This is a genomic window from Streptomyces sp. NPDC015127, from assembly GCF_043080095.1.
Taxonomy (GTDB): Bacteria; Actinomycetota; Actinomycetes; order Streptomycetales; family Streptomycetaceae; genus Streptomyces.
Map to the genome: position 1 here is coordinate 166,243 of NZ_JBIBVE010000003.1, position 18,875 is coordinate 185,117.

The following is an 18,875-nucleotide window of genomic DNA, read 5'->3' on the forward strand; positions in this document are numbered from 1 at the left end:
GTGGGGAGTCGGCCACCTGGGCGCTGACGCTAAACCTGGCGGTCACGGACACGTGACGGAAGGACGGTAAGTGTCCGAACCTGGACGGTGATGTCCGCTTTCTGTGCGCCGCGGCGCACGGGCCCGGCCGCATTGCGGCGCGGCACCGACCGAACCCCGCGACCGAGCTCCCCCGGCCGCCGGACGGTGGTATGGCGCCGATTAGGCTCCGCCCCATGGACGTACTCATCAATGTCTTCGTCGCTCTGCACATCATCGGCATCGCCGCCCTGCTGGGCGGCTTCCTGACCCAGATGAAGGCGATGGGTGCGGGCACGGCGCGCTTCACCCCGGCGATGCTGCACGGTGCGCTGACGATGCTGATCACCGGCGTCGCGCTGGTGGGCCTCAACCAGGCCGACGATCAGAGCGTGAACAACCTCAAGATCGGCATCAAGCTGGCGGTGCTGGTGGTGATCCTGGGCCTGGTCTACGTCAAGCGGGACGAGGAGCGGATCGACAAGGCGCTCTTCGGCGCCGTCGGGGGCCTGACGGTCGCGAACATCTTCATCGCGACGCTCTGGACCTGATGCGCGTCCCGGACGCACGCGTGCCCGGACGGGCGGGACCGTCCGGGCACGCGCCTGCCGGTGGGGTGGATCAGACCGGGCGGACGCTCCCGTAGATCGGCATGTAGTAGATGGACTCCTCGCGGACGCTGTCGCCCGGCTTCGGCGCGTGGATCATCTTGCCGCCGCCGATGTAGATGCCGACGTGGCTGATGTCGTCGTAGAAGAAGACGAGATCGCCGGGGAGCAGGTCCGCCGTCGCGACGCGCTGCCCCACCTTCACCTGGTCCCAGGTGGTGCGCGGCAGGTCCACCCCGGCCGCCTTCCAGGCCCCCTGGGTGAGCCCCGAGCAGTCGTACGAGGACGGGCCCGTCGCCCCCCACACGTACGGCTTGCCGATCTGGGCGCGGGCGAAGGCGAGCACCTTGTCGGCCTTGGCCGCGTACGTGCCGTCGTCCGTCCCGGTCCCGGTGCCCGTCTCCGGCGAGGTCCGGTCGCCTTCCTGGCGCTGCCGCTCCGCCTCGGCGCGGGCCCTGGCCTCCTCCTCGGCCTTCGCCTTCGCCTTGCGCCGCGCCTCCGCCTCCTTCTCGCGCTCGATCGCGGCGAGCCGGGCCTTCTCCTCGGCCGTCAGCTCCGACAGGAGGGTGCGCGCCTCGGCCAGCTTCGTCTGGACGCTTTGCTTGCTGATGCGCAGGGCCTGCTGGGACTCGGTCAGCGACTCCAGCCGCTTCGTCGCCCGGGCCCGCTGCTTCGCGGCCGCCGCGCGCTGCGTCTCGTAGTCGTTGACGGCCGTCCGCTGCTGGTCGGTCATCCGGTCCATCAGCTGCGTCTGGTCGAAGTACGCCTGAGGGCTGTCCGCGAACAGCAGCGCCGCGGTCGGGGTGACCGCGCCGGTGCGGTACTGGGCGGCGGCGTAGGTTCCGAGGGCGCGGCGCGACTCGTTCAGCTTCTCCGCCCGCGCGGCCGCCTCGTCGAACAGCGTGTCGACCTCGCGCCGCTTCTCGGCGGTGGCCTCCTTCGCCTTGTTGTACTCCTGAGTCGCGCTGCCGGCCTGCCGGTAGAGGTCGTCGACCTTCTTCTGCACCTCCTCGATGGAGGGCTTGGGGTCGCTGGGCGTGGCGGTGGCGCTCTGTGACGACAGGAGGGTGACGCCGGCGAGGGCGGCCGTCGTGAACCCGACGGCGGGGGAGGGTTTTGCGCTGCGGCTGCGGGTCCTGCGATGCGACGCCAAGGCCGGCATCTCCTTCTTCCGTGGACCGCCTACCGGGTTAGCTGTCGGGTTCGGGCAGAACGGAAGATGCCCTACGGACCACTGACAGCATGGTCCGATTCACCCCGGTTGTGCAGAGTTTGGGTCCCCGGTTTCGAACGCCCCTGCGGGCAGCCCGAATTCGGCGGAGTCGACCCGTTCGGCGCGGTTCGCCGGGAGGGGTGCGGGCCGTCTGGTCGAGCACGCTAGCCAACTCGTGTGCGCGCTGTGAAGGTTGATGTTCGATATGTCCGATACATTTCCGTGACCTTTTTGGGTGGCGGCCGTGTTTCCGCGCCGCGATGGCGCCTCGGACAGGCTCGGTCACGCAACGTGAGCTCTCCCCGTATGGGCATGCGGGCCCGGTTGTCGGTCCGGCCGCCTAGACTCGATAAGCGATGAGCAGCCTCTTTGACGACAGCTTCCTGGCGGATCTCCAGACCCACGGGGAGGAGCCCCCTCCGCCCCCTGAGGAGTCGGCTCCGGAGCCGATCCCGGACGATCTCTTCCAGGGTGCGTACGACGTGCCGCCGGCCCGCGACGGGTACTACCGCGACGGCGCGCCCCGCCCTGCCGTCGACGCGGCCGCCCTGCTGGAGGGGCTGAACGAGCAGCAGCGCGCCGCCGTCGTCCATGTCGGCTCCCCGCTGCTCATCGTCGCCGGCGCCGGTTCGGGCAAGACGCGCGTGCTCACCCACCGCATCGCCCACCTGCTGGCCACGCGCCATGTCCATCCCGGCCAGATACTGGCGATCACCTTCACCAACAAGGCCGCCGGCGAGATGAAGGAGCGCGTCGAGCAGCTGGTCGGCCCGCGCGCCCATGCCATGTGGGTCATGACCTTCCACAGCGCCTGCGTCCGCATCCTGCGCCGCGAGTCGAAGAAGCTGGGCTTCACCTCGTCGTTCTCGATCTACGACGCCGCCGACTCCAAGCGCCTGATGTCGCTGGTCTGCCGCGATCTCGACCTGGACCCGAAGAAGTTCCCGCCGAAGTCCTTCAGCGCCAAGATCTCCAACCTGAAGAACGAGCTGATCGACGAGGAGACCTTCGCCGACCAGGCGCAGGACGGTTTCGAGAAGACGCTGGCAGAGGCGTACCGGATGTACCAGGCGCGGCTGCGCGAGGCCAACGCCCTGGACTTCGACGACATCATCATGACCACGGTCCACCTGCTCCAGGCGTTCCCGGATGTCGCCGAGCACTACCGGCGCCGCTTCCGCCACGTCCTCGTCGACGAGTACCAGGACACCAACCACGCCCAGTACACGCTCGTGCGCGAGCTGGTGGGCGAGGGGTACGAGGACCTGGAGCCCGCCGAGCTGTGCGTCGTCGGCGACGCCGACCAGTCGATCTACGCGTTCCGCGGCGCGACCATCCGCAACATCCTCCAGTTCGAGGAGGACTACCCGGACGCGACGACGATCCTGCTGGAGCAGAACTACCGCTCCACCCAGACGATCCTGTCCGCCGCCAACGCGGTCATCGAGCGCAACGAGTCCCGCCGCCCGAAGAACCTGTGGACGAACGCCGGCGCGGGCGCCCAGATCACCGGCTATGTCGCGGACACCGAGCACGACGAGGCCCAGTTCGTCGCCGACGAGATCGACCGGCTCACCGACGCCGGCGAGGCGAAGGCCGGCGACGTCGCCGTCTTCTACCGGACGAATGCCCAGTCCCGTGTCTTCGAGGAGATCTTCATCCGCGTCGGCCTGCCCTACAAGGTCGTCGGCGGTGTGCGCTTCTACGAGCGCAAGGAGGTCAGGGACGTCCTCGCCTACCTGCGCGTGCTGGCCAACCCCGAGGACAACGTCCCGCTGCGCCGCATCCTCAACGTGCCCAAGCGCGGCATCGGCGAGCGCGCCGAGGCGATGATCGACGCCCTCGCGCTCCGCGAGAAGATCACCTTCCCGCAGGCGCTGCGCCGCGTCGACGAGGCGTACGGCATGGCGGCCCGCTCGGCGAACGCCGTCAAGCGGTTCAACGTGCTGATGGAGGAGCTGCGCACCATCGCCGAGTCCGGTGCCGGACCGGCCACCGTGCTCGAAGCCGTCCTGGAGCGCACGGGCTATCTCGCCGAGTTGCAGGCGTCCACGGACCCGCAGGACGAGACGCGCATCGAGAACCTCCAGGAACTGGCCGCCGTGGCGCTGGAGTTCGAGCAGGACCGCGGGGAGGAGGAGGGCGCGGGCACGCTCGCCGAGTTCCTGGAGCAGGTCGCGCTCGTCGCCGACTCCGACCAGATCCCCGACGAGGACGAGGAAGGCACCGGCGTCATCACGCTGATGACGCTGCACACCGCCAAGGGCCTCGAGTTCCCCGTCGTGTTCCTGACGGGCATGGAGGACGGCGTCTTCCCGCACATGCGGGCGCTGGGCCAGACCAAGGAGCTCGAGGAGGAGCGGCGCCTGGCGTACGTGGGCATCACCCGCGCCCGCGAGCGCCTGTACCTGACGCGCTCGTCGATGCGCAGCGCCTGGGGCCAGCCCTCCTACAACCCGCCGTCGCGCTTCCTGGAGGAGATTCCGGTCGCGCATGTGGACTGGAAGCGCACCGGCCCGATGGCCGCGCCTGCCGGACCCACGTCGGGCATCACGTCGTCGCTGTCGTCGTCGCGTGCACGGGGCGGCGCGTCCGGTTTCGCCACGCGGCGGACGAACGACAAGCCGGTGATCGCGCTGTCCGTGGGCGACCGGGTCACCCATGACCAGTTCGGTCTGGGGACCGTGATCGCGGTGGCCGGGGCGGGTTCGGACGCGCAGGCGACGATCGACTTCGGGGACGAGAAGCCGAAGCGGCTGCTGCTGCGGTACGCGCCGGTCGAGAAGCTCTGACAAACGCCACGAGGCGGGGGCCGCGGCCCCCGCCTCATGTGCGTTCGCTGTCGCCTGCCCGGCCGTTACGTCGGGTCGAGGCCGTGGCTGCGCAGCCACGGCAGCGGGTCGATGGCCGAACCGCCGCCGGGGCGCACCTCGAAGTGCAGGTGCGGGCCGGTCGAGTTGCCCGAGTTGCCCGAGTAGGCGATGACATCGCCCGCCTTCACGGAACCGCTGCGGATCTTGGTGGTGCTCAGGTGGCAGTACCACGTCTCCGTGCCGTCGGCCGCCGTCACGATCGCCATGTTGCCGTAGGCGCTGTTCCACTGGGTGCGCACGGTGCCGTCCGTGGCGGCCAGGACCTCGGTGCCGTACTGGACGGGGAAGTCGATCCCGGTGTGCAGCGACATCCAGTTGACGCCGGACTGGCCGTAGTAGGCGCTGAGGCCGTCCTGCTTCACGGGCAGCATGAACTTGGGCCGCAGCGCCTCGCGCCGTGCCGCCTCCGCCTCGCGCTTCTTCCGCTCCGCCTCCTGGCGGGCCTTGAGGTCGAGGCGCTCCTGGGTGCGGGAGGCGCGGTCGCCGAAGTCGCGGGCGTCCGCGCTGAGCGCGGCGAGCTGCGTGTCCATCTTGCTGTTGGCGGCGACGTGCTTGACCGCGGCCGGGTCGGTGGCCGCCAGATTGGGCGCGTCGTCCTTCTGCTCGCCGCCCAGGCTGCCGACCGAGGCCGCGGCGATACCGGCGACGCCCATCACGCAGGCCGAGGGCACGGCGACGGTGAGGAGCGCGGAGCGCTTGGCGGGCGTCCGGCGACGGCCGCGGCTGCCGCCGGCGCGGCGGGCCGGGCGGGGGCCGGCGGAAGCGGCCGGCACGGTCATGGTCTGCGTCAGCGCGTCGTGCGCCTCGTCGCTGTTCTCCGCGTCGTTGCCGTACTCGGCGTCGTGGCCGTGATCGGCCTCGTGCTCGTACGCGGTCGCGTAGCCCTGCTCCGCGGCGGCGCCGGTGTCCGGGCCGTCGGCGTAGTCGGCGTGCGCGGCGCCCGGGAAGTCCTGAGCGGGGATGTCCTGTGCGGGAATGTCGTGGGCCGGGAACTCCGGCTCGTACGCGGCGTCCTGGAAGTCCGACCTCTGGAAGTCCTGGCCGGAATGTTCCGAGCCGGGCAGATCCGTGGTCTGGTAGTCGGCATAGCCGCTGTCGTACTCGGCAGCCGGGAGGAACTCGTGCTCCGGCGTGAACTGTTGCGGTACGAGACCTTCCGGCGTGGTCGCCGTGCCGGAGTTCCAGGCGGTCGCGTCGTACGCGCCGGTCTCCAAGGGCGAGGAGGACCACTGGCCGGTCGTGTCGTAGGCGAACGTCGCGGCGGCCGTCTCGTACGAGCCCGTCTGGTCGGCCTGGTTCCAGGCGCTCGCGTCCCACTGGCCCGTGGTGTCGTACTGGGCGGCGGCGTACTGACCGGTGGCGTCGTACTGCGCGTACTGCTGGTCGTACTGCGGCTGTTGGACCTGCTGCGCCGATGCGTAGGCGTCGTAGCCGGCCGTCTGCTGCGCCCCCGTGTCCCACTGGGACGCGTCGTACTGGCCGCTGTGCTCGGATTCGTAACTGCCCGGCATGGCGCCGAAGAGCGGGTCGGAGTCGAAGCTGCCGGTGGCATAGCCGGCGTATCCGGCATGGGCGTGCTGGTCGTTCACCAACTTCTCTCTCGCCTCGGCAGCAGGACCTGCATCCGGGGCCGCCGCATGAGGGGGGTCCCAGGGGGAAGCAGTGGCGCGACTGTACCCGGCGGTACGCGATGGCGACAATCTTCGGCGGCATCTCCGCAATCAGGAAACGGGCATTCGGCCGCCTTTCGGCGGACTGTGGGCACAGCTTTGGCCCTACGTTCGAGAAACGTTCGAGAAAAAGTCAGTTGCGAGGACCGCCTCTCATCGTCTCGTCGGGCGACCTCGCTCAGGCGACGGACACCGCGCCGGCCGAACCGGCCGCCGCCGCGCCCGAGGCGAGCGCTTCACGGATCCCGGTGGCGACGGCGGGATGAACCGGCAGGGCGAGATGGCCGATTCCGCTGACCCGTACGTTCTGGGCGAGAAGGTCGGGATGGTCGATACAGGCCGTCTCGACCGGGACCATGATCCGGTCGAGGTCGCTCCAGAAGCTGACGAAGCGCGTCCGGCAGCCGGGCGCCGGTCTGCGCAGCTCCTCGATGACCGACGAGCCGGGCCGCATCTGCCGCACGATCGGGTGGGCACCGGCGAGCGGCGCGACCGCGGTCCCGGAGTGCGGGGTGCCGAGGGTGACGAGCGTACGGACCCGGTGGTCGCCGCCGAGGCGCTGCACGTAGTAACGGGCGATGAGGCCGCCCAGGCTGTGCCCGACGATGTCGACCTCGCGCTGTCCGGTCCGCGCGCAGATCTCCTCCACATGGCGGCCGAGCAGCTCGGCGGCGGTCCGGATGTCGCAGGTGAGCGGCGAGTAGTTGAGGCACTCGACATGGTGCGGGCCGTGCCGGGCGAGCGCGCGCCGGAGCAGGACGAACACCGATCGGTTGTCGACGAACCCGTGCAGCAGGACGGTGGGCACGACATCGGCCCGCGCCCCGGGCAGCGGGGCCGCGGCGCGTCTGCGGGCCGGGCGCTCGGGGACGATCCCGGTCGGATAGAGGACGAGGTGCCCCGCGAGGATCGCGAGCTCCAGGGCGGTGGCGCGCAGGAGGGCGGCGGGGAGGAGACCGGCGGGGAGAAGGCTGGTGGAGAGGAGACCGGCGGGGAGAAGCTCTCGCAGTCTGGTCAGGCAGTGCGCCGTGAACTCCGTGACGACGCGGGAACAGGGCAGAGGCAGGGCCGAAGCCTTCACAGCGACCTCCCGACCGGCGCCCCGGTGCGGCTCGGCACGGGTACGCCCTCGTGGGGCGCGCGCTGCAAAAGCGGTGCCGCGCCACCGTGCCGTGCGGCTGTCGGCACGGCGGCGCGGCCACCTTTCCGGATCTGCGGCGGCTCCCCTTGTACGGTCGTGCCCCCCGGGGCCGCGCGCGGCTTGCGCGGTGCCTGGTGCCGGTACGACGCTTCAGCGAAATATGTCCCACGTGTGATTTCCCCCTCGCCGTACACCGCGAAACGGCGGCTTGCGGGATGCTGGACTTCTGCAGATAACGTTCGTTCACTCTCCGCGCTCCGCTCGCCGGGCGCGGGGACCCGTGCCCGAGGCGGCGCAGTCGGTATGTGGAGGCAGTGATGGGTGTGACGGGTCCGATCCGCGTGGTGGTCGCCAAGCCGGGTCTCGACGGACACGATCGCGGTGCGAAGGTGATCGCGCGGGCGCTGCGTGACGCCGGTATGGAGGTCATCTACACGGGGCTGCACCAGACCCCCGAGCAGATCGTGGACACGGCGATCCAGGAGGACGCGGACGCCATCGGTCTCTCGATCCTCTCGGGCGCGCACAACACGCTCTTCGCGAAGGTCATCGAGCTCCTGAAGGAGCGGGACGCGGAGGACATCAAGGTCTTCGGCGGCGGGATCATCCCGGAGGCGGACATCGCGCCGCTGAAGGACAAGGGCGTGGCGGAGATCTTCACGCCCGGCGCGACGACGGCGTCGATCGTGGAGTGGGTGAACGCGAACGTACGCGTTTCCGCCGCGTAGCGGCGTGGACCGGGCTGCGGTCTAGGGCGTGGCCGAACTCGTGCGCGTAACGCCCCCTCGCGGGGGCCAGGCTTCCCGGGCTCGGCCCGGTCCGGGCGCGTAGCCTCGGGCCGCTCCGGGGCTCGTATCCGGGACTGCTTTCACGAGCTTGCGTTGCGGTATCTCACGACGCTTTACGTCCCGAACACGACCCCTGCGCGTCCCTGACCCGAGTTCGGAACCCCTGGCCGACCGTCCGTGGGCACCCGACCCACCCGGGCAGCGCCGTCGATCGTGGTGACGACCAGTGGCCGGAACGGATTCCGCCGGGCGGAGGGGGTCGGGGTCGGAGGAGGGGGGTGCCCGGACGTAAAGCGCCGCAGCTCGCGCGAAGCGCGGTGAGTAAAGCAGTCCGGGTACCCCGCTCCGGAGGCCCCGGCCCCCGCACCCACCCCGGGCAAGGGGCACACGGGGGGCATACGGCGCCGGGGTCGACCAGGGGCACCCCCGGGGGCGCAGCGCCCCCGGAGACTCGCTAGCCCTCCAGCTCCGCGAGCATCGTCGCCCGTAGGCGCAGCGTCGACACCAGGCGTTGGAACGCCTCGGACCAGTACCCGCCGGCTCCCGGCGACGCGTCCTCCTGTTCCGCCGGGGTCGCCGTCAGGACCTCCAGGCGCGGCGCCTCCGACGGCGACAGGCAGCGCTCCGCGAGGCCCATCACGCCGCTGAAGCTCCAGGGGTAGCTCCCCGCGTCGCGCGCGATGTCGAGCGCGTCGACCACCGCGCGGCCCAGCGGCTCCGCCCACGGCACCGCGCACACCCCCAGCAGCTGGAACGCCTCCGACAGGCCGTGCGCGGCGATGAAGTCCGCGACCCAGCACGCCCGTTCCTCCTCGGGCAGCGTCGCGAGCAGCTTCGAGCGCTCGGCCAGTGACGTGGTGCCGGGCCCGCTCGACGGCGGCGTACCGGGGGAGCCGAGCAGGGCGCGGGACCAGTCGGCGTCGCCCTGACGGACCGCCGCCCGGCACCAGGCCCCGTGCAACTCGTCGGCCCAGTCGTCCGACACGGGCAGCGCGACGATCTCCCGCGGCGTGCGGCCGCCGAGCCGGGCCGGCCATGTGGACAGCGGGGCCGACTCGACCAGCTGGCCCAGCCACCAGGAGCGTTCGCCGCGGCCCGAGGGCGCGTTGGGGACGACCCCGTCGCGCTGCATGCCGGCGTCGCACTCGTGCGGCGCCTCGACCGTGATCAGTGTGCCCGCGTCGCCGCTGCGGTCCAGCGCGACGCACGTCGCGGCGCGCGCCGCCATGCGCCCGGCGAGCGCGGAGTGCGGCAGCGCGGACAGCAACTCGGCGGCGGTGGCGCGCACATTGCGGCTGCGGTCGGCGAGCGCCTGCTCCAGGAACGGCTCGTCAGCTCCGGAGAGGCCCGTCCGCAGGGAGTCCAGGAACATGAGGCGGTCCTCGGCCCGTTCGGTCGGCCACGTCGATCCGAGCAGGGCGAGCGCGGCCTTCGTGTCGCGTGCCCGCACCGACGACAGCAGGGCGACGCGCTCGGCGAAGAGGCCCTCCTCCCACAGGCGTCGCACAGCCTCGGTGTCGTCGGGGGACGGGAGCGCCGAGCCGCCGGATCCACCGCGCAGGGCGAACTTCCACTCCGCGTTGAGCCGGGCGAGCCACAGACCGCGCGGCCCGGCGAACGCCAGAGCCTGCGGCCGCAGGTCCGTACGCCCCCGGGCCGCGTCGAGCAGCGCGGGCAGGAGGGACGGCGGGGCCTGGTAGCCGTGCTCGTTGGCGGCGGCCAGCCATTGGGGCAGCAGCTCGGTCAGGTCCGGCGTGGCGCCCCGCCGGCCGCCGGAACCCGACGGGCCCCGGTCCGCGAGGAGCTGGGCGAGCCGTCTGCGGGCGGCGTCCGGCAGCGCGGGCCGGGGATCGTGCGGAGCGGCCGCGGGCCGCTCGGCGGCTGTCGGCGCGGGGGCGGGCCGCAGCCCGGCCCGGCGCCGCAGGGTGTGCAGCGCGGCGGCGTCGAGCAGGGCGACGGGCGCCTCCTTGCCCGCGGGCACGAGATCGGCCGGTGGTGTGCGCCGGTCGGTGCCGAGAAGGGCCGACGTGACGAGCTCTTCCCACGGTGACGTACTGGTGGTGCCGGTCATGGGGCCTCCTTCAGATGAGCGGGACCGTCTCGGACAGGTCGTCGGACCAGGCGGCCAGGGGCGCGAAGCCCTCGTGGCCGAACTCGCCGAAGACGGTGACCGGCCGGCCGCCCGCGAGCGAGACGAGCTTCCACAGGCCGGGCCTGGACAGGGCGGAGGCCGCGACGGGCAGCGCGCCCCCGCCGCCCTCGGTGCCGTCCCCGACCGCGTCGGCCAGCTGCCAGCCGTCGTCTGTCGACACCGGCACGACGCCGGAGAGCGTGACCGGCCAGGACTCCAGCCACGGATCGCCTTGCAGCGCGCGCCCGTACGCCTCGACCGCCGAGGCGCAGGAGCCGCCCGGCGGCGGCGCGCCGATGGGGACGGGCGCGGCGAACAGCTCGCCCAGCTCGGCCCGCAGCTGGGCCGCCCCGCCGTGCGGGGTGAGCTCGGCGTCGACCATCAGGCCCACCGGCAGGGCGAGCTGGGGTGAGCGGCCCGCCGCTCCGAACGACAGGAGCACTGCGGTCCGGCCCGAATCGCGTCCGTACAGCCAGATCCGGCGGGTGGTGAGCTTGCCGTCGGACGAGTCGTACTGCGCGAGAACCAGCCAGTGGTCCCGGATCCGGTCGCCCTCGGGGGCGGAGGGGAGCCCGACCCGTGTGCGCACGGTGGCCGCCAACGGCTCAGGCAGCCGCTCGCGTCCCAGCCATGCCGAGTCCAGCAGGTGGATCAGGGCACACTCCTCCAGCAGCCGCACCGGCCAGCCGGGCCCGGAGCCCGGGACCGCCCCCAACTCGCGCACACGGGCGGCGAGGCCCGGCGCCTGCGCGTCGACCATGCGCGCGGCTGTCTCCTCCCACAGTCCGTACCCGGACTGCTCGGCGGAGGCGAGCCCGCCGCGCAGCAGGTCGGCCAGCCGCTGCTCCAGCTCCGTGGCGCCCGCGGTGATCCGACCGGCCCGGCGCTCGGCGCGCCGCCGCGCCGCTTCCGGGTCGGCGCTCCTCGCCGGCGCACCCGCGCCCGCGTCCCCCGCGTCCTTGTCCGCGGCGCGCTTCCTGCGCCCGGACAGCCATTCCCCGGCCCAGTCCGGGACCGCACCGTCGTCCGCCACGGCCCGCTCGTCCGCGGACCACAGCAGCAGCAGTCCGATCGCGTGCTTGCACGGGAACTTCCGGCTCGGACAACTGCACTTGTAGGCCGGGCCGGTGGTGTCCACCACCGTCTGGTACGGCCGGCTGCCACTGCCCTTGCACAGGCCCCACACCGCGCCCGAGCCGTCGCAGCCCGCACCCGACCACGGCCCGGCCGCGGACAGTTTGTTCCCCGCTTTGCGTGATGCGTCGTCAGGAGCCAGCGACAGCACCTGTTCCGACGTCCAGCGAACCCCCTGCTTCGTGGGGTTCGAGGGCTCTCCCCCGTTGAGTCGCAGCATGTGTTCGACGCTACGGCTCACCACTGACAACCGGCTCCGACCTGCGGTGACGGTCGATTGTCAGTGGCGTGGTGCACGGTGGATCCCACATCGGGTCGAACGATCTGGAGGGGGATCCATGACCGTGTCCGAAACCGGGACCACCAGCGGAGCCGAGGCCCTGCGGCCGCATGCCGAGGACGCCTTCGCGCACGAGCTGACGGCGCTCGCGGCACACGACGACCGGCAGCGGCCGGTGAACTGGCGGCTGTCGCCCTGGGCCGTCGCCACCTACCTCCTCGGCGGCACGCTCGCCGACGGCACCGTCATCACACCCAAGTACGTGGGGCCGCGCAGGATCGTCGAGGTCGCCGTCACCACGCTCGCCACCGACCGCGCCCTGCTCCTGCTCGGTGTGCCGGGCACGGCGAAGACGTGGGTGTCCGAGCACCTCGCCGCGGCCGTCAGCGGCGACTCCACGCTGCTCGTGCAGGGCACGGCGGGCACCCCGGAGGAAGCCATCCGGTACGGGTGGAACTACGCGCAGCTGCTCGCCCACGGGCCCAGCCGCGACGCCCTCGTACCCAGTCCCGTCATGCGCGCCATGTCCGAGGGCATGACCGCGCGGGTCGAGGAGCTCACCCGTATCCCGGCGGACGTGCAGGACACGCTGATCACGATCCTGTCCGAGAAGACCCTGCCGGTGCCGGAGCTGGGCCAGGAGGTCCAGGCGGTCCGCGGGTTCAACCTCATCGCCACGGCGAACGACCGTGACCGCGGGGTCAACGACCTCTCCAGCGCGCTGCGCAGGCGGTTCAACACGGTCGTGCTGCCGCTGCCCGCGACGCCGGAGGCCGAGGTCGACATCGTCGCCCGCCGCGTCGACCAGCTGGGGCGTTCGCTCGACCTGCCGGCCGTGCCGGAGGGACTGGACGAGATCCGCCGCGTCGTCACCGTCTTCCGCGAGCTGCGGGACGGCGTCTCCACGGACGGCCGCACGAAGGTCAAGTCCCCGTCGGGCACGCTCTCCACGGCCGAGGCGATCTCCGTGGTCACGGGCGGCCTCGCGCTCGCCGCGCACTTCGGCGACGGCGTGCTGCGTCCGCAGGACGTCGCGGCCGGGATCCTCGGCGCGGTCGTGCGCGACCCGGCGGCGGACCGCGTGATCTGGCAGGAGTACCTGGAGACCGTGGTGCGTGAGCGGGACGGCTGGAAGGACTTCTACCGCGCCTGCCGCGAGGTGAGCGCATGACCGGCCCGCTCCTGCTCGGCGTCCGCCACCACGGGCCCGGCTCGGCCCGGGCGGTGCGGGCCGCGCTGGACGCGGCGTCGCCGCGGGCCGTCCTGATCGAGGGCCCGCCCGAGGGCGACGCGCTGCTGCCGCTGGCCGCGGACGAGCAGATGCGCCCGCCGGTCGCGCTCCTCGCGCACGCGGTGGACGACCCGGGCCGGGCGGCGTTCTGGCCGCTGGCGGAGTTCAGCCCCGAATGGGTCGCCATCCGCTGGGCGCTGGCGCACGACGTGCCCGTCCGCTTCATCGACCTCCCGGCCGCGCACTCGCTGGCGAGGGAGCCGGACGGCGCAGCCGCGCCGCCCACGCGTCCGGCCGGCGACGGGGACTCCGACGACCTGGCGGGGTCGGCCGGGACTGCCGGTCCGAGCGGCCCGGCGTCGCCGGCTGATCCGGCCGGTGGCGGCCCGACGAGCCCCACTGCCGCGACGGCGCCCGCCGATCCCGCCGGGTCGCCCCGACCCGCCGCCGAGCGGGCCGCGGGGGCGGGCGAGGGGCCCGAGGACGTACGGAGCGACGCAGGCGGGGGTGGGGCCGACGCAGAGGGCAGCCCGGACGGAGGGCCCCGGGCCGAGGCCGACGGCAGCCGGGACGGGCCCGGGGCGGCGGGGACGACGGGCGGGGCCGAGCCGGAGTCCGTCCGGATCGATCCCATCGCGGTGCTCGCCGAGGCCGCCGGGTACGACGACGCCGAGCGCTGGTGGGAGGACGTCGTCGAGCACCGGGGTCGTGGGACGGGGGGCGGGGAGAGCGATCCCTACGGGCCGTTCACCGCGCTCGGCGAGGCCATGACCGCCCTCCGCGAGACGTACGGGCACGGCGGTCACGATCGGGACCTCGTCCGCGAGGCGTACATGCGCATCCAGCTGCGCGCCGCCCGCAAGGAGTTCGGCGACGAGGTCGCCGTCGTCTGCGGCGCCTGGCACGTCCCGGCGCTCGCACAGAAGACGACCGTCGCCGCGGACCGCGCCCTCCTCAAGGGACTGCCCAAGGTCAAGGCCGAGATGACCTGGGTGCCCTGGACGCACCGCCGGCTCGCCCGGCACTCCGGCTACGGCGCCGGGATCGACTCGCCCGGCTGGTACGGCCATCTGTTCGCCGCCCCGGACCGGCCCGTCGAGCGCTGGATGACCAAGGTCGCGGGCCTCCTGCGGGACGAGGACCACATGGTGTCGTCCGCGCATGTCATCGAGGCCGTGCGTCTCGCCGACACCCTCGCCGTCGTGCGCGGCCGCCCGCTCGCCGGGCTGAGCGAGACCACCGACGCCGTACGGGCCGTGATGTGCGATGGCTCCGACGTGCCGCTCGACCTCGTCAGGGACCGGCTCGTCGTCGGCGACGTGCTCGGCGAAGTGCCGGACGACGCCCCGGCCGTTCCGCTGCAGCGCGACCTGGCCAGGCAGCAGCGCAGTCTCCGCCTCAAGCCGGAGGCGCTGGAGCGCGAGCTGGAGCTCGACCTGCGCAAGGACAGCGACAGCGGCAAGAGCCGGCTGCTGCACCGGCTGCGGCTCCTGGGCGTCACCTGGGGCGAGCCGGCGGCCGGACGGGGGAGCACCGGCACGTTCCGCGAGACGTGGCGGCTGCGCTGGGAGCCCGAGCTGTTCGTCAGGGTTGCCGAGGCGGGTGTATGGGGCACGACCGTGCTCTCGGCCGCCACCGCGAAGGTCGAGTCGCAGGCCCTCGCGGCCACGGCACTCGGGGAGGTCACGGCACTGGCCGAGCAGTGCCTCCTCGCCGAACTGCCCGAGGCGCTGCCCGTGGTGATGACCGCGCTCGCCGACCGGGCCGCGCTCGACACGGACGTGAGCCGGCTCGCCCAGGCGCTGCCCGCCCTCGCCCGTTCCCTGCGGTACGGGGACGTGCGGGCCACGGACACCGCCGCGCTCGGTGAGGTCGCGGCCGGGCTCGCCGAGCGGATCTGCGTCGGCCTGCCGCCCGCCTGCAGCGGTCTCGACGCCGACGGCGCCGCGGAGATGCGCGGCCACATCGACGGCGTGCACGCCGCGATCGGACTGCTGCCCGACGCGGCCGCGATGACCGGGCGCTGGCAGGCGGTGCTGCGCAAGCTCGCCGTTCGCGCATCGGCCCCGGGCGTCATCCGGGGGCGCGCGGCACGTCTGCTGCTGGACGACGGACGGCTCGCGGAGGACGAGGCCGCCCGGCTCATGGCCCTCGCGCTCTCACCCGCCACGCAGCCCGCCGAAGCGGCCGCGTGGATCGAGGGGTTCGTCGGCGGGGCGTCCGGGGGAGGGCTGCTGCTCGTCCACGACGAGCGCCTGCTCGGACTGGTGGACGCCTGGCTGACGGGCGTGCCCGCGGAGGCGTTCACGGACGTACTGCCGCTGCTGCGGCGCACGTTCTCGGCGTACGAGCCCGGCGTGCGCCGGACGCTCGGCGAGCTCGTGCGCCGCGGGCCGGCAGCGGCAGCGGGCCCGGCGCACGAGGAGGCCGCGGTTCCGGGCTTCGGACCGGGGCTCGACGAGGCGCGCGCCGACGCGGTCCTGCCCGTGCTGCGCCTGCTTCTCGGCATCGACGACAACGACCTGGCGGGGGTTGCCCGATGACACGGACGACGACAGAGGCCGGCCACGACGAGCGCCTGCGCCGGTGGCGGCTCGTGCTCGGCGGCGACGAGGCGGACGGCACCGGCTGCGCGCTGAGCGGCACGGACGCGGCGATGGACGGCGCGCTCACCTCGCTCTACGGCACCCGCGCCGGGACCGGCGCGCGCTCCGGTAACCGTTCGGCAGGGCTTGGGGCGTCCGCGCCGTCCGTGGCGCGCTGGCTCGGCGACATCCGTACGTACTTCCCCAGTTCCGTCGTCCAGGTCATGCAGCGGGACGCGATCGACCGCCTCGGGCTCTCCACGCTGCTGCTGGAGCCGGAGATGCTGGAGGCGGTGGAGGCGGACGTCCACCTGGTCGGCACGCTGCTCTCCCTCAACAAGGCCATGCCGGAGACGACGAAGGAGACCGCTAGGGCGGTCGTGCGCAAGGTCGTCGAGGAGCTGGAGAAGAAGCTCGCCACGCGGACGCGGTCGACGCTGACGGGAGCGCTGGACCGTTCGGCGCGGATCAGCCGGCCGCGCCACCGCGACATCGACTGGGACCGCACGATCCGGGCCAACCTGAAGAATTACCTGCCGGAGTTCGACACCGTCGTGCCCGAGCGTCTCATCGGTTACGGCCGGGCGTCGCAGTCGGTGAAGAAGGAGGTCGTGCTCTGCATCGACCAGTCGGGATCGATGGCCGCGTCCGTCGTGTACGCCTCGGTGTTCGGCGCGGTCCTCGCCTCGATGCGTTCCATCGCGACGCGGCTCGTCGTCTTCGACACGGCCGTGGTCGACCTGACCGACCAGCTCGACGATCCCGTGGACGTGCTGTTCGGCACGCAGCTCGGCGGCGGGACGGACATCAACCGGGCGCTGGCGTACTGCCAGTCGCAGATCACCCGGCCCGCCGACACGGTGGTCGTGCTCATCAGCGACCTCTACGAGGGCGGCATACGGGACGAGATGCTCAAGCGGGTGGCGGCGATGAAGGCGTCGGGTGTGCAGTTCGTCGCACTGCTCGCCCTCTCGGACGAGGGCGCTCCGGCCTACGACCGCGAGCACGCGGCGGCGCTCGCCGCCCTGGGCGCCCCGGCCTTCGCGTGCACGCCGGACCTGTTCCCGGACGTCATGGCGGCGGCGATAGAAAAGCGTCCGCTTCCGGTACCGGCGGCGGACTGACAGGGCGCGGGCCGCGGGCGCCGGACCCAGACGCGGCGCGGAACCGGGCGCCGGGCCGATGTGGGCGCCGGACAGGGCGCGCGCTGGCGCCGGGCCCGGACGTGGGCCCCGAGCACCGGACCGGGCGCGGACCGGACGTCGAACCTCGGCGCCGAGCGCCGAACGCCGGCGCCGGTCCCCGGACGTGGGCGTCGAGCGCCGAGCGCCGGCGCCGGTCCCCGGACGTGGGCCGCCGGCATCGGACCGGACGCGGTGCGGACGTGGGACCCGAGCGTGCCGGACCGGGTGCGGAACCGGACGCCGAACCCCGGCGAAAGATCCGGACGCCGAACCCCGGCGCCGGTCCCCGGACGTGGGCGCCCAGCGCCGAACCCGGACGCCGGACCCAGACGCGGCGCGGAACCGGGCGCCGGACGCGGACTGACCCGGGTGCCGGACGCGGGCGCCAGGACCGGGCGCGCGGCGGCGTGTTCGCGCGCAAGCGCCGCGCGGGAGGCGGTGGAGGCCGAGGCACAGAGCCCAGCACCGAGGAGTGCCCGTGTGCCCGGCCCAAGGCCGGGCGCGCGGCGGCGTGTTCGGGCGCAAGCGTGCCGCGGGAGGCGGTGGAGGGCGAGGCACAGGGCCCAGCACCGGGGAGTGCCCGTGCGTGGCTCGGGAGCCCCCGGTGGCAGGCAGAGGCAGCCCTGTTCGTGGGGGCATTCCCGGACATGACGGTGTATCGGGCACAACAGGGGGCATGGTGACTCATCAGTAACACGGGACTTGCGCCGCCCCGGGAGGCTCGTGCGAGCATCAGGCCGGTCCCCGACCGAAAAGGGTTCTTCCTCCGTGACCTCCGCAGCGCTTCCTCCCGCTGCCGTCCTGTGCGCGCTGCGCCGGACGGTGGCCGGTTCGCGCGCGCTGCGCGTACTGCTGCTCCTCGCGGGGCTGCTGACGCTCGGTCTGCTCTGGGGCGGTCAGGCGCATGCCGCGGAGGCGCCCGCCGAGTTCCGGGCCGAGGCGGAAGCGGCTGCGGACGTCCGCCCCGGCGCCGCGGCCCGTGCCGACGGGGACGACCCCGCCGCTTCCCGGGCGCCCGGTCAGGAGACCCCCGAGCAGGCGGCGATCCGCGCTGCGCGCAGCGCCGCGAACGAAGCGGTGCGGCCTCTCGCCGGGACCGTGTCCGATCTCACCGGAGCGCTGACGGGAGCGCTGCCGCTCCCGGCTCCGGGCGCTCTGCCCGATGTTCCCGGCGGTCCCGCTGTGGTGCAGCCGGTGACGGGCACTGTCCCATCCACGCTCCTGGGCGGCGTTCTCCGGGCCATGGCGCAGGCGCCGGCCCCGGCCGACGCCGACGCGACCGGAAGCTCTGCCGCCGACACCCGTTCCGGCACGGTCACCGGGTACGACGGCGGTATCCGGCCCGGACAGTCGCCGGACGTGCCGGTCCCACCGGTGCCCTCGGCCGCATCCGCGCCCGATCAGGCACCGGCGCCGTTCGTCCCCTGCGGCCTCGTGCCCGGGACCGTGCAGCACGGCGGCGAGAACCACACACCCCGCCCGGGCGACCAGCACGGGGCGGCGTTCGCGGACGCGGCGCGGGACGCGCTGGTGTCCGGACCGGGCTGTCCGGCGGCCGAGCCGCCGACCCGCGACAGGCCGCGCGACATTCCCGAATTCCCCGGCTAGGGCAGGCCTTCCCCCGCCTCTGACCTGCCGCGCGGGGGTGGGCAGGTCTGCCCTCCACTCCGGAACCTCTCCATCGCTTCCGGACCGCCGAACGAATTCGAAGGATCACCCGAGCATGAACAAGAACATCCGCCGCTCCATCGCCGTAGCCGCCACGGCCACCGGCATGTGGGCGCTGGGCACCGCCGCCGCGAGCGCCGACGAGCTGCCGGTCTCCGTGCCGCTCTCCACGCCGGACCTGGTGGACGGGATCACCGACGCCGTCGGCGTCACGGCCGACGCGGGCACCGACGGTGCCTCGGCCGACGTCCACGTCGGCGACGTCGGCCTCGTCGGTGCCGAGCTGGAGACCGGACTGCCGTCGGTCGGCGTCCCGGACGTGACGTCCGAGGTGCAGGACAGGGCCGGCCA

The 18,875-nt window shown here is 73.3% G+C and carries 12 protein-coding genes and 1 riboswitch; of the genes, 7 read left to right on the top strand and 5 right to left on the bottom strand.

Annotated elements, in window-relative coordinates:
• Positions 1–215: 215 nt before the first annotated feature.
• On the top strand, positions 216–569 hold the full coding sequence (locus ACF08N_RS07055; protein WP_392323555.1) for a hypothetical protein: 354 nt from the start codon (positions 216–218) through the stop codon (positions 567–569).
• Positions 570–639: 70 nt separating this feature from the next.
• Here ACF08N_RS07055 and ACF08N_RS07060 read toward each other — a convergent pair whose 3' ends face one another.
• Positions 640–1,788 (bottom strand): NlpC/P60 family protein, encoded by a 1,149-nt coding sequence (locus tag ACF08N_RS07060; RefSeq protein ID WP_392323556.1) that lies wholly within the window; start codon positions 1,786–1,788, stop codon positions 640–642.
• Between the two features lie 2 nt (positions 1,789–1,790).
• Positions 1,791–1,955, bottom strand: a riboswitch (cyclic di-AMP (ydaO/yuaA leader).
• Between the two features lie 240 nt (positions 1,956–2,195).
• Between ACF08N_RS07060 and pcrA the strand changes: the two genes are divergently transcribed.
• The gene (gene pcrA / locus ACF08N_RS07065) at positions 2,196–4,631 is read left to right on the top strand and encodes a DNA helicase PcrA (protein WP_392323557.1); all 2,436 of its coding nucleotides are present in this window, start codon (positions 2,196–2,198) and stop codon (positions 4,629–4,631) included.
• A gap of 65 nt (positions 4,632–4,696) precedes the next feature.
• Here the strand turns inward: pcrA and ACF08N_RS07070 are convergent, their stop codons facing one another.
• Positions 4,697–6,301 (bottom strand): M23 family metallopeptidase, encoded by a 1,605-nt coding sequence (locus tag ACF08N_RS07070; protein ID WP_392323558.1) that lies wholly within the window; start codon positions 6,299–6,301, stop codon positions 4,697–4,699.
• Between the two features lie 259 nt (positions 6,302–6,560).
• A complete protein-coding gene (locus ACF08N_RS07075) occupies positions 6,561–7,391 on the bottom strand; it encodes an esterase/lipase family protein (RefSeq protein ID WP_392323904.1) in 831 nt (276 codons plus the stop codon).
• A gap of 449 nt (positions 7,392–7,840) precedes the next feature.
• Between ACF08N_RS07075 and ACF08N_RS07080 the strand changes: the two genes are divergently transcribed.
• Positions 7,841–8,251, top strand: coding sequence for a cobalamin B12-binding domain-containing protein (locus ACF08N_RS07080; RefSeq protein WP_392323559.1), 411 nt, complete (start codon positions 7,841–7,843; stop codon positions 8,249–8,251).
• A gap of 514 nt (positions 8,252–8,765) precedes the next feature.
• On the opposite strand, the gene ACF08N_RS07085 is transcribed toward ACF08N_RS07080, so the two are convergent.
• A complete protein-coding gene (locus ACF08N_RS07085) occupies positions 8,766–10,382 on the bottom strand; it encodes a DUF5691 domain-containing protein (RefSeq protein ID WP_392323560.1) in 1,617 nt (538 codons plus the stop codon).
• Positions 10,383–10,392: 10 nt separating this feature from the next.
• Positions 10,393–11,796, bottom strand: coding sequence for an SWIM zinc finger family protein (locus ACF08N_RS07090; RefSeq protein ID WP_392323561.1), 1,404 nt, complete (start codon positions 11,794–11,796; stop codon positions 10,393–10,395).
• A 118-nt stretch (positions 11,797–11,914) separates the two neighbouring features.
• Between ACF08N_RS07090 and ACF08N_RS07095 the strand changes: the two genes are divergently transcribed.
• The 4 genes from ACF08N_RS07095 to ACF08N_RS07110 all read left to right on the top strand — a co-directional run bounded on the left by ACF08N_RS07095 (position 11,915) and on the right by ACF08N_RS07110 (position 18,464).
• Entirely contained in the window at positions 11,915–13,027 is a 1,113-nt protein-coding gene (locus ACF08N_RS07095) for an AAA family ATPase (protein ID WP_392323562.1), read from the top strand.
• A complete protein-coding gene (locus ACF08N_RS07100; protein WP_392323563.1) occupies positions 13,024–15,630 on the top strand; it encodes a DUF5682 family protein in 2,607 nt (868 codons plus the stop codon). Before ACF08N_RS07095 ends, ACF08N_RS07100 begins: the two co-directional genes overlap by 4 nt.
• Positions 15,627–16,796 (top strand): VWA domain-containing protein, encoded by a 1,170-nt coding sequence (locus ACF08N_RS07105; protein ID WP_392323564.1) that lies wholly within the window; start codon positions 15,627–15,629, stop codon positions 16,794–16,796. Before ACF08N_RS07100 ends, ACF08N_RS07105 begins: the two co-directional genes overlap by 4 nt.
• An 828-nt stretch (positions 16,797–17,624) precedes the next feature.
• On the top strand, positions 17,625–18,464 hold the full coding sequence (locus tag ACF08N_RS07110; RefSeq protein WP_392323565.1) for a hypothetical protein: 840 nt from the start codon (positions 17,625–17,627) through the stop codon (positions 18,462–18,464).
• The last annotated feature ends 411 nt before the right edge of the window (positions 18,465–18,875 follow it).

Excerpts from the sequence above, each read along its gene's own strand:
- pcrA (WP_392323557.1), top strand. The coding sequence starts at position 2,196 with ATGAGCAGCCTCTTTGACGACAGCTTCCTGGCGGATCTCCAGACCCAC.
- ACF08N_RS07090 (WP_392323561.1), bottom strand. The coding sequence starts at position 11,796 with ATGCTGCGACTCAACGGGGGAGAGCCCTCGAACCCCACGAAGCAGGGG.
- ACF08N_RS07060 (WP_392323556.1), bottom strand. The coding sequence starts at position 1,788 with ATGCCGGCCTTGGCGTCGCATCGCAGGACCCGCAGCCGCAGCGCAAAA.
- ACF08N_RS07055 (WP_392323555.1), top strand. The coding sequence starts at position 216 with ATGGACGTACTCATCAATGTCTTCGTCGCTCTGCACATCATCGGCATC.
- ACF08N_RS07100 (WP_392323563.1), top strand. The coding sequence starts at position 13,024 with ATGACCGGCCCGCTCCTGCTCGGCGTCCGCCACCACGGGCCCGGCTCG.
- ACF08N_RS07105 (WP_392323564.1), top strand. The coding sequence starts at position 15,627 with ATGACACGGACGACGACAGAGGCCGGCCACGACGAGCGCCTGCGCCGG.
- ACF08N_RS07095 (WP_392323562.1), top strand. The coding sequence starts at position 11,915 with ATGACCGTGTCCGAAACCGGGACCACCAGCGGAGCCGAGGCCCTGCGG.
- ACF08N_RS07080 (WP_392323559.1), top strand. The coding sequence starts at position 7,841 with ATGGGTGTGACGGGTCCGATCCGCGTGGTGGTCGCCAAGCCGGGTCTC.
- ACF08N_RS07085 (WP_392323560.1), bottom strand. The coding sequence starts at position 10,382 with ATGACCGGCACCACCAGTACGTCACCGTGGGAAGAGCTCGTCACGTCG.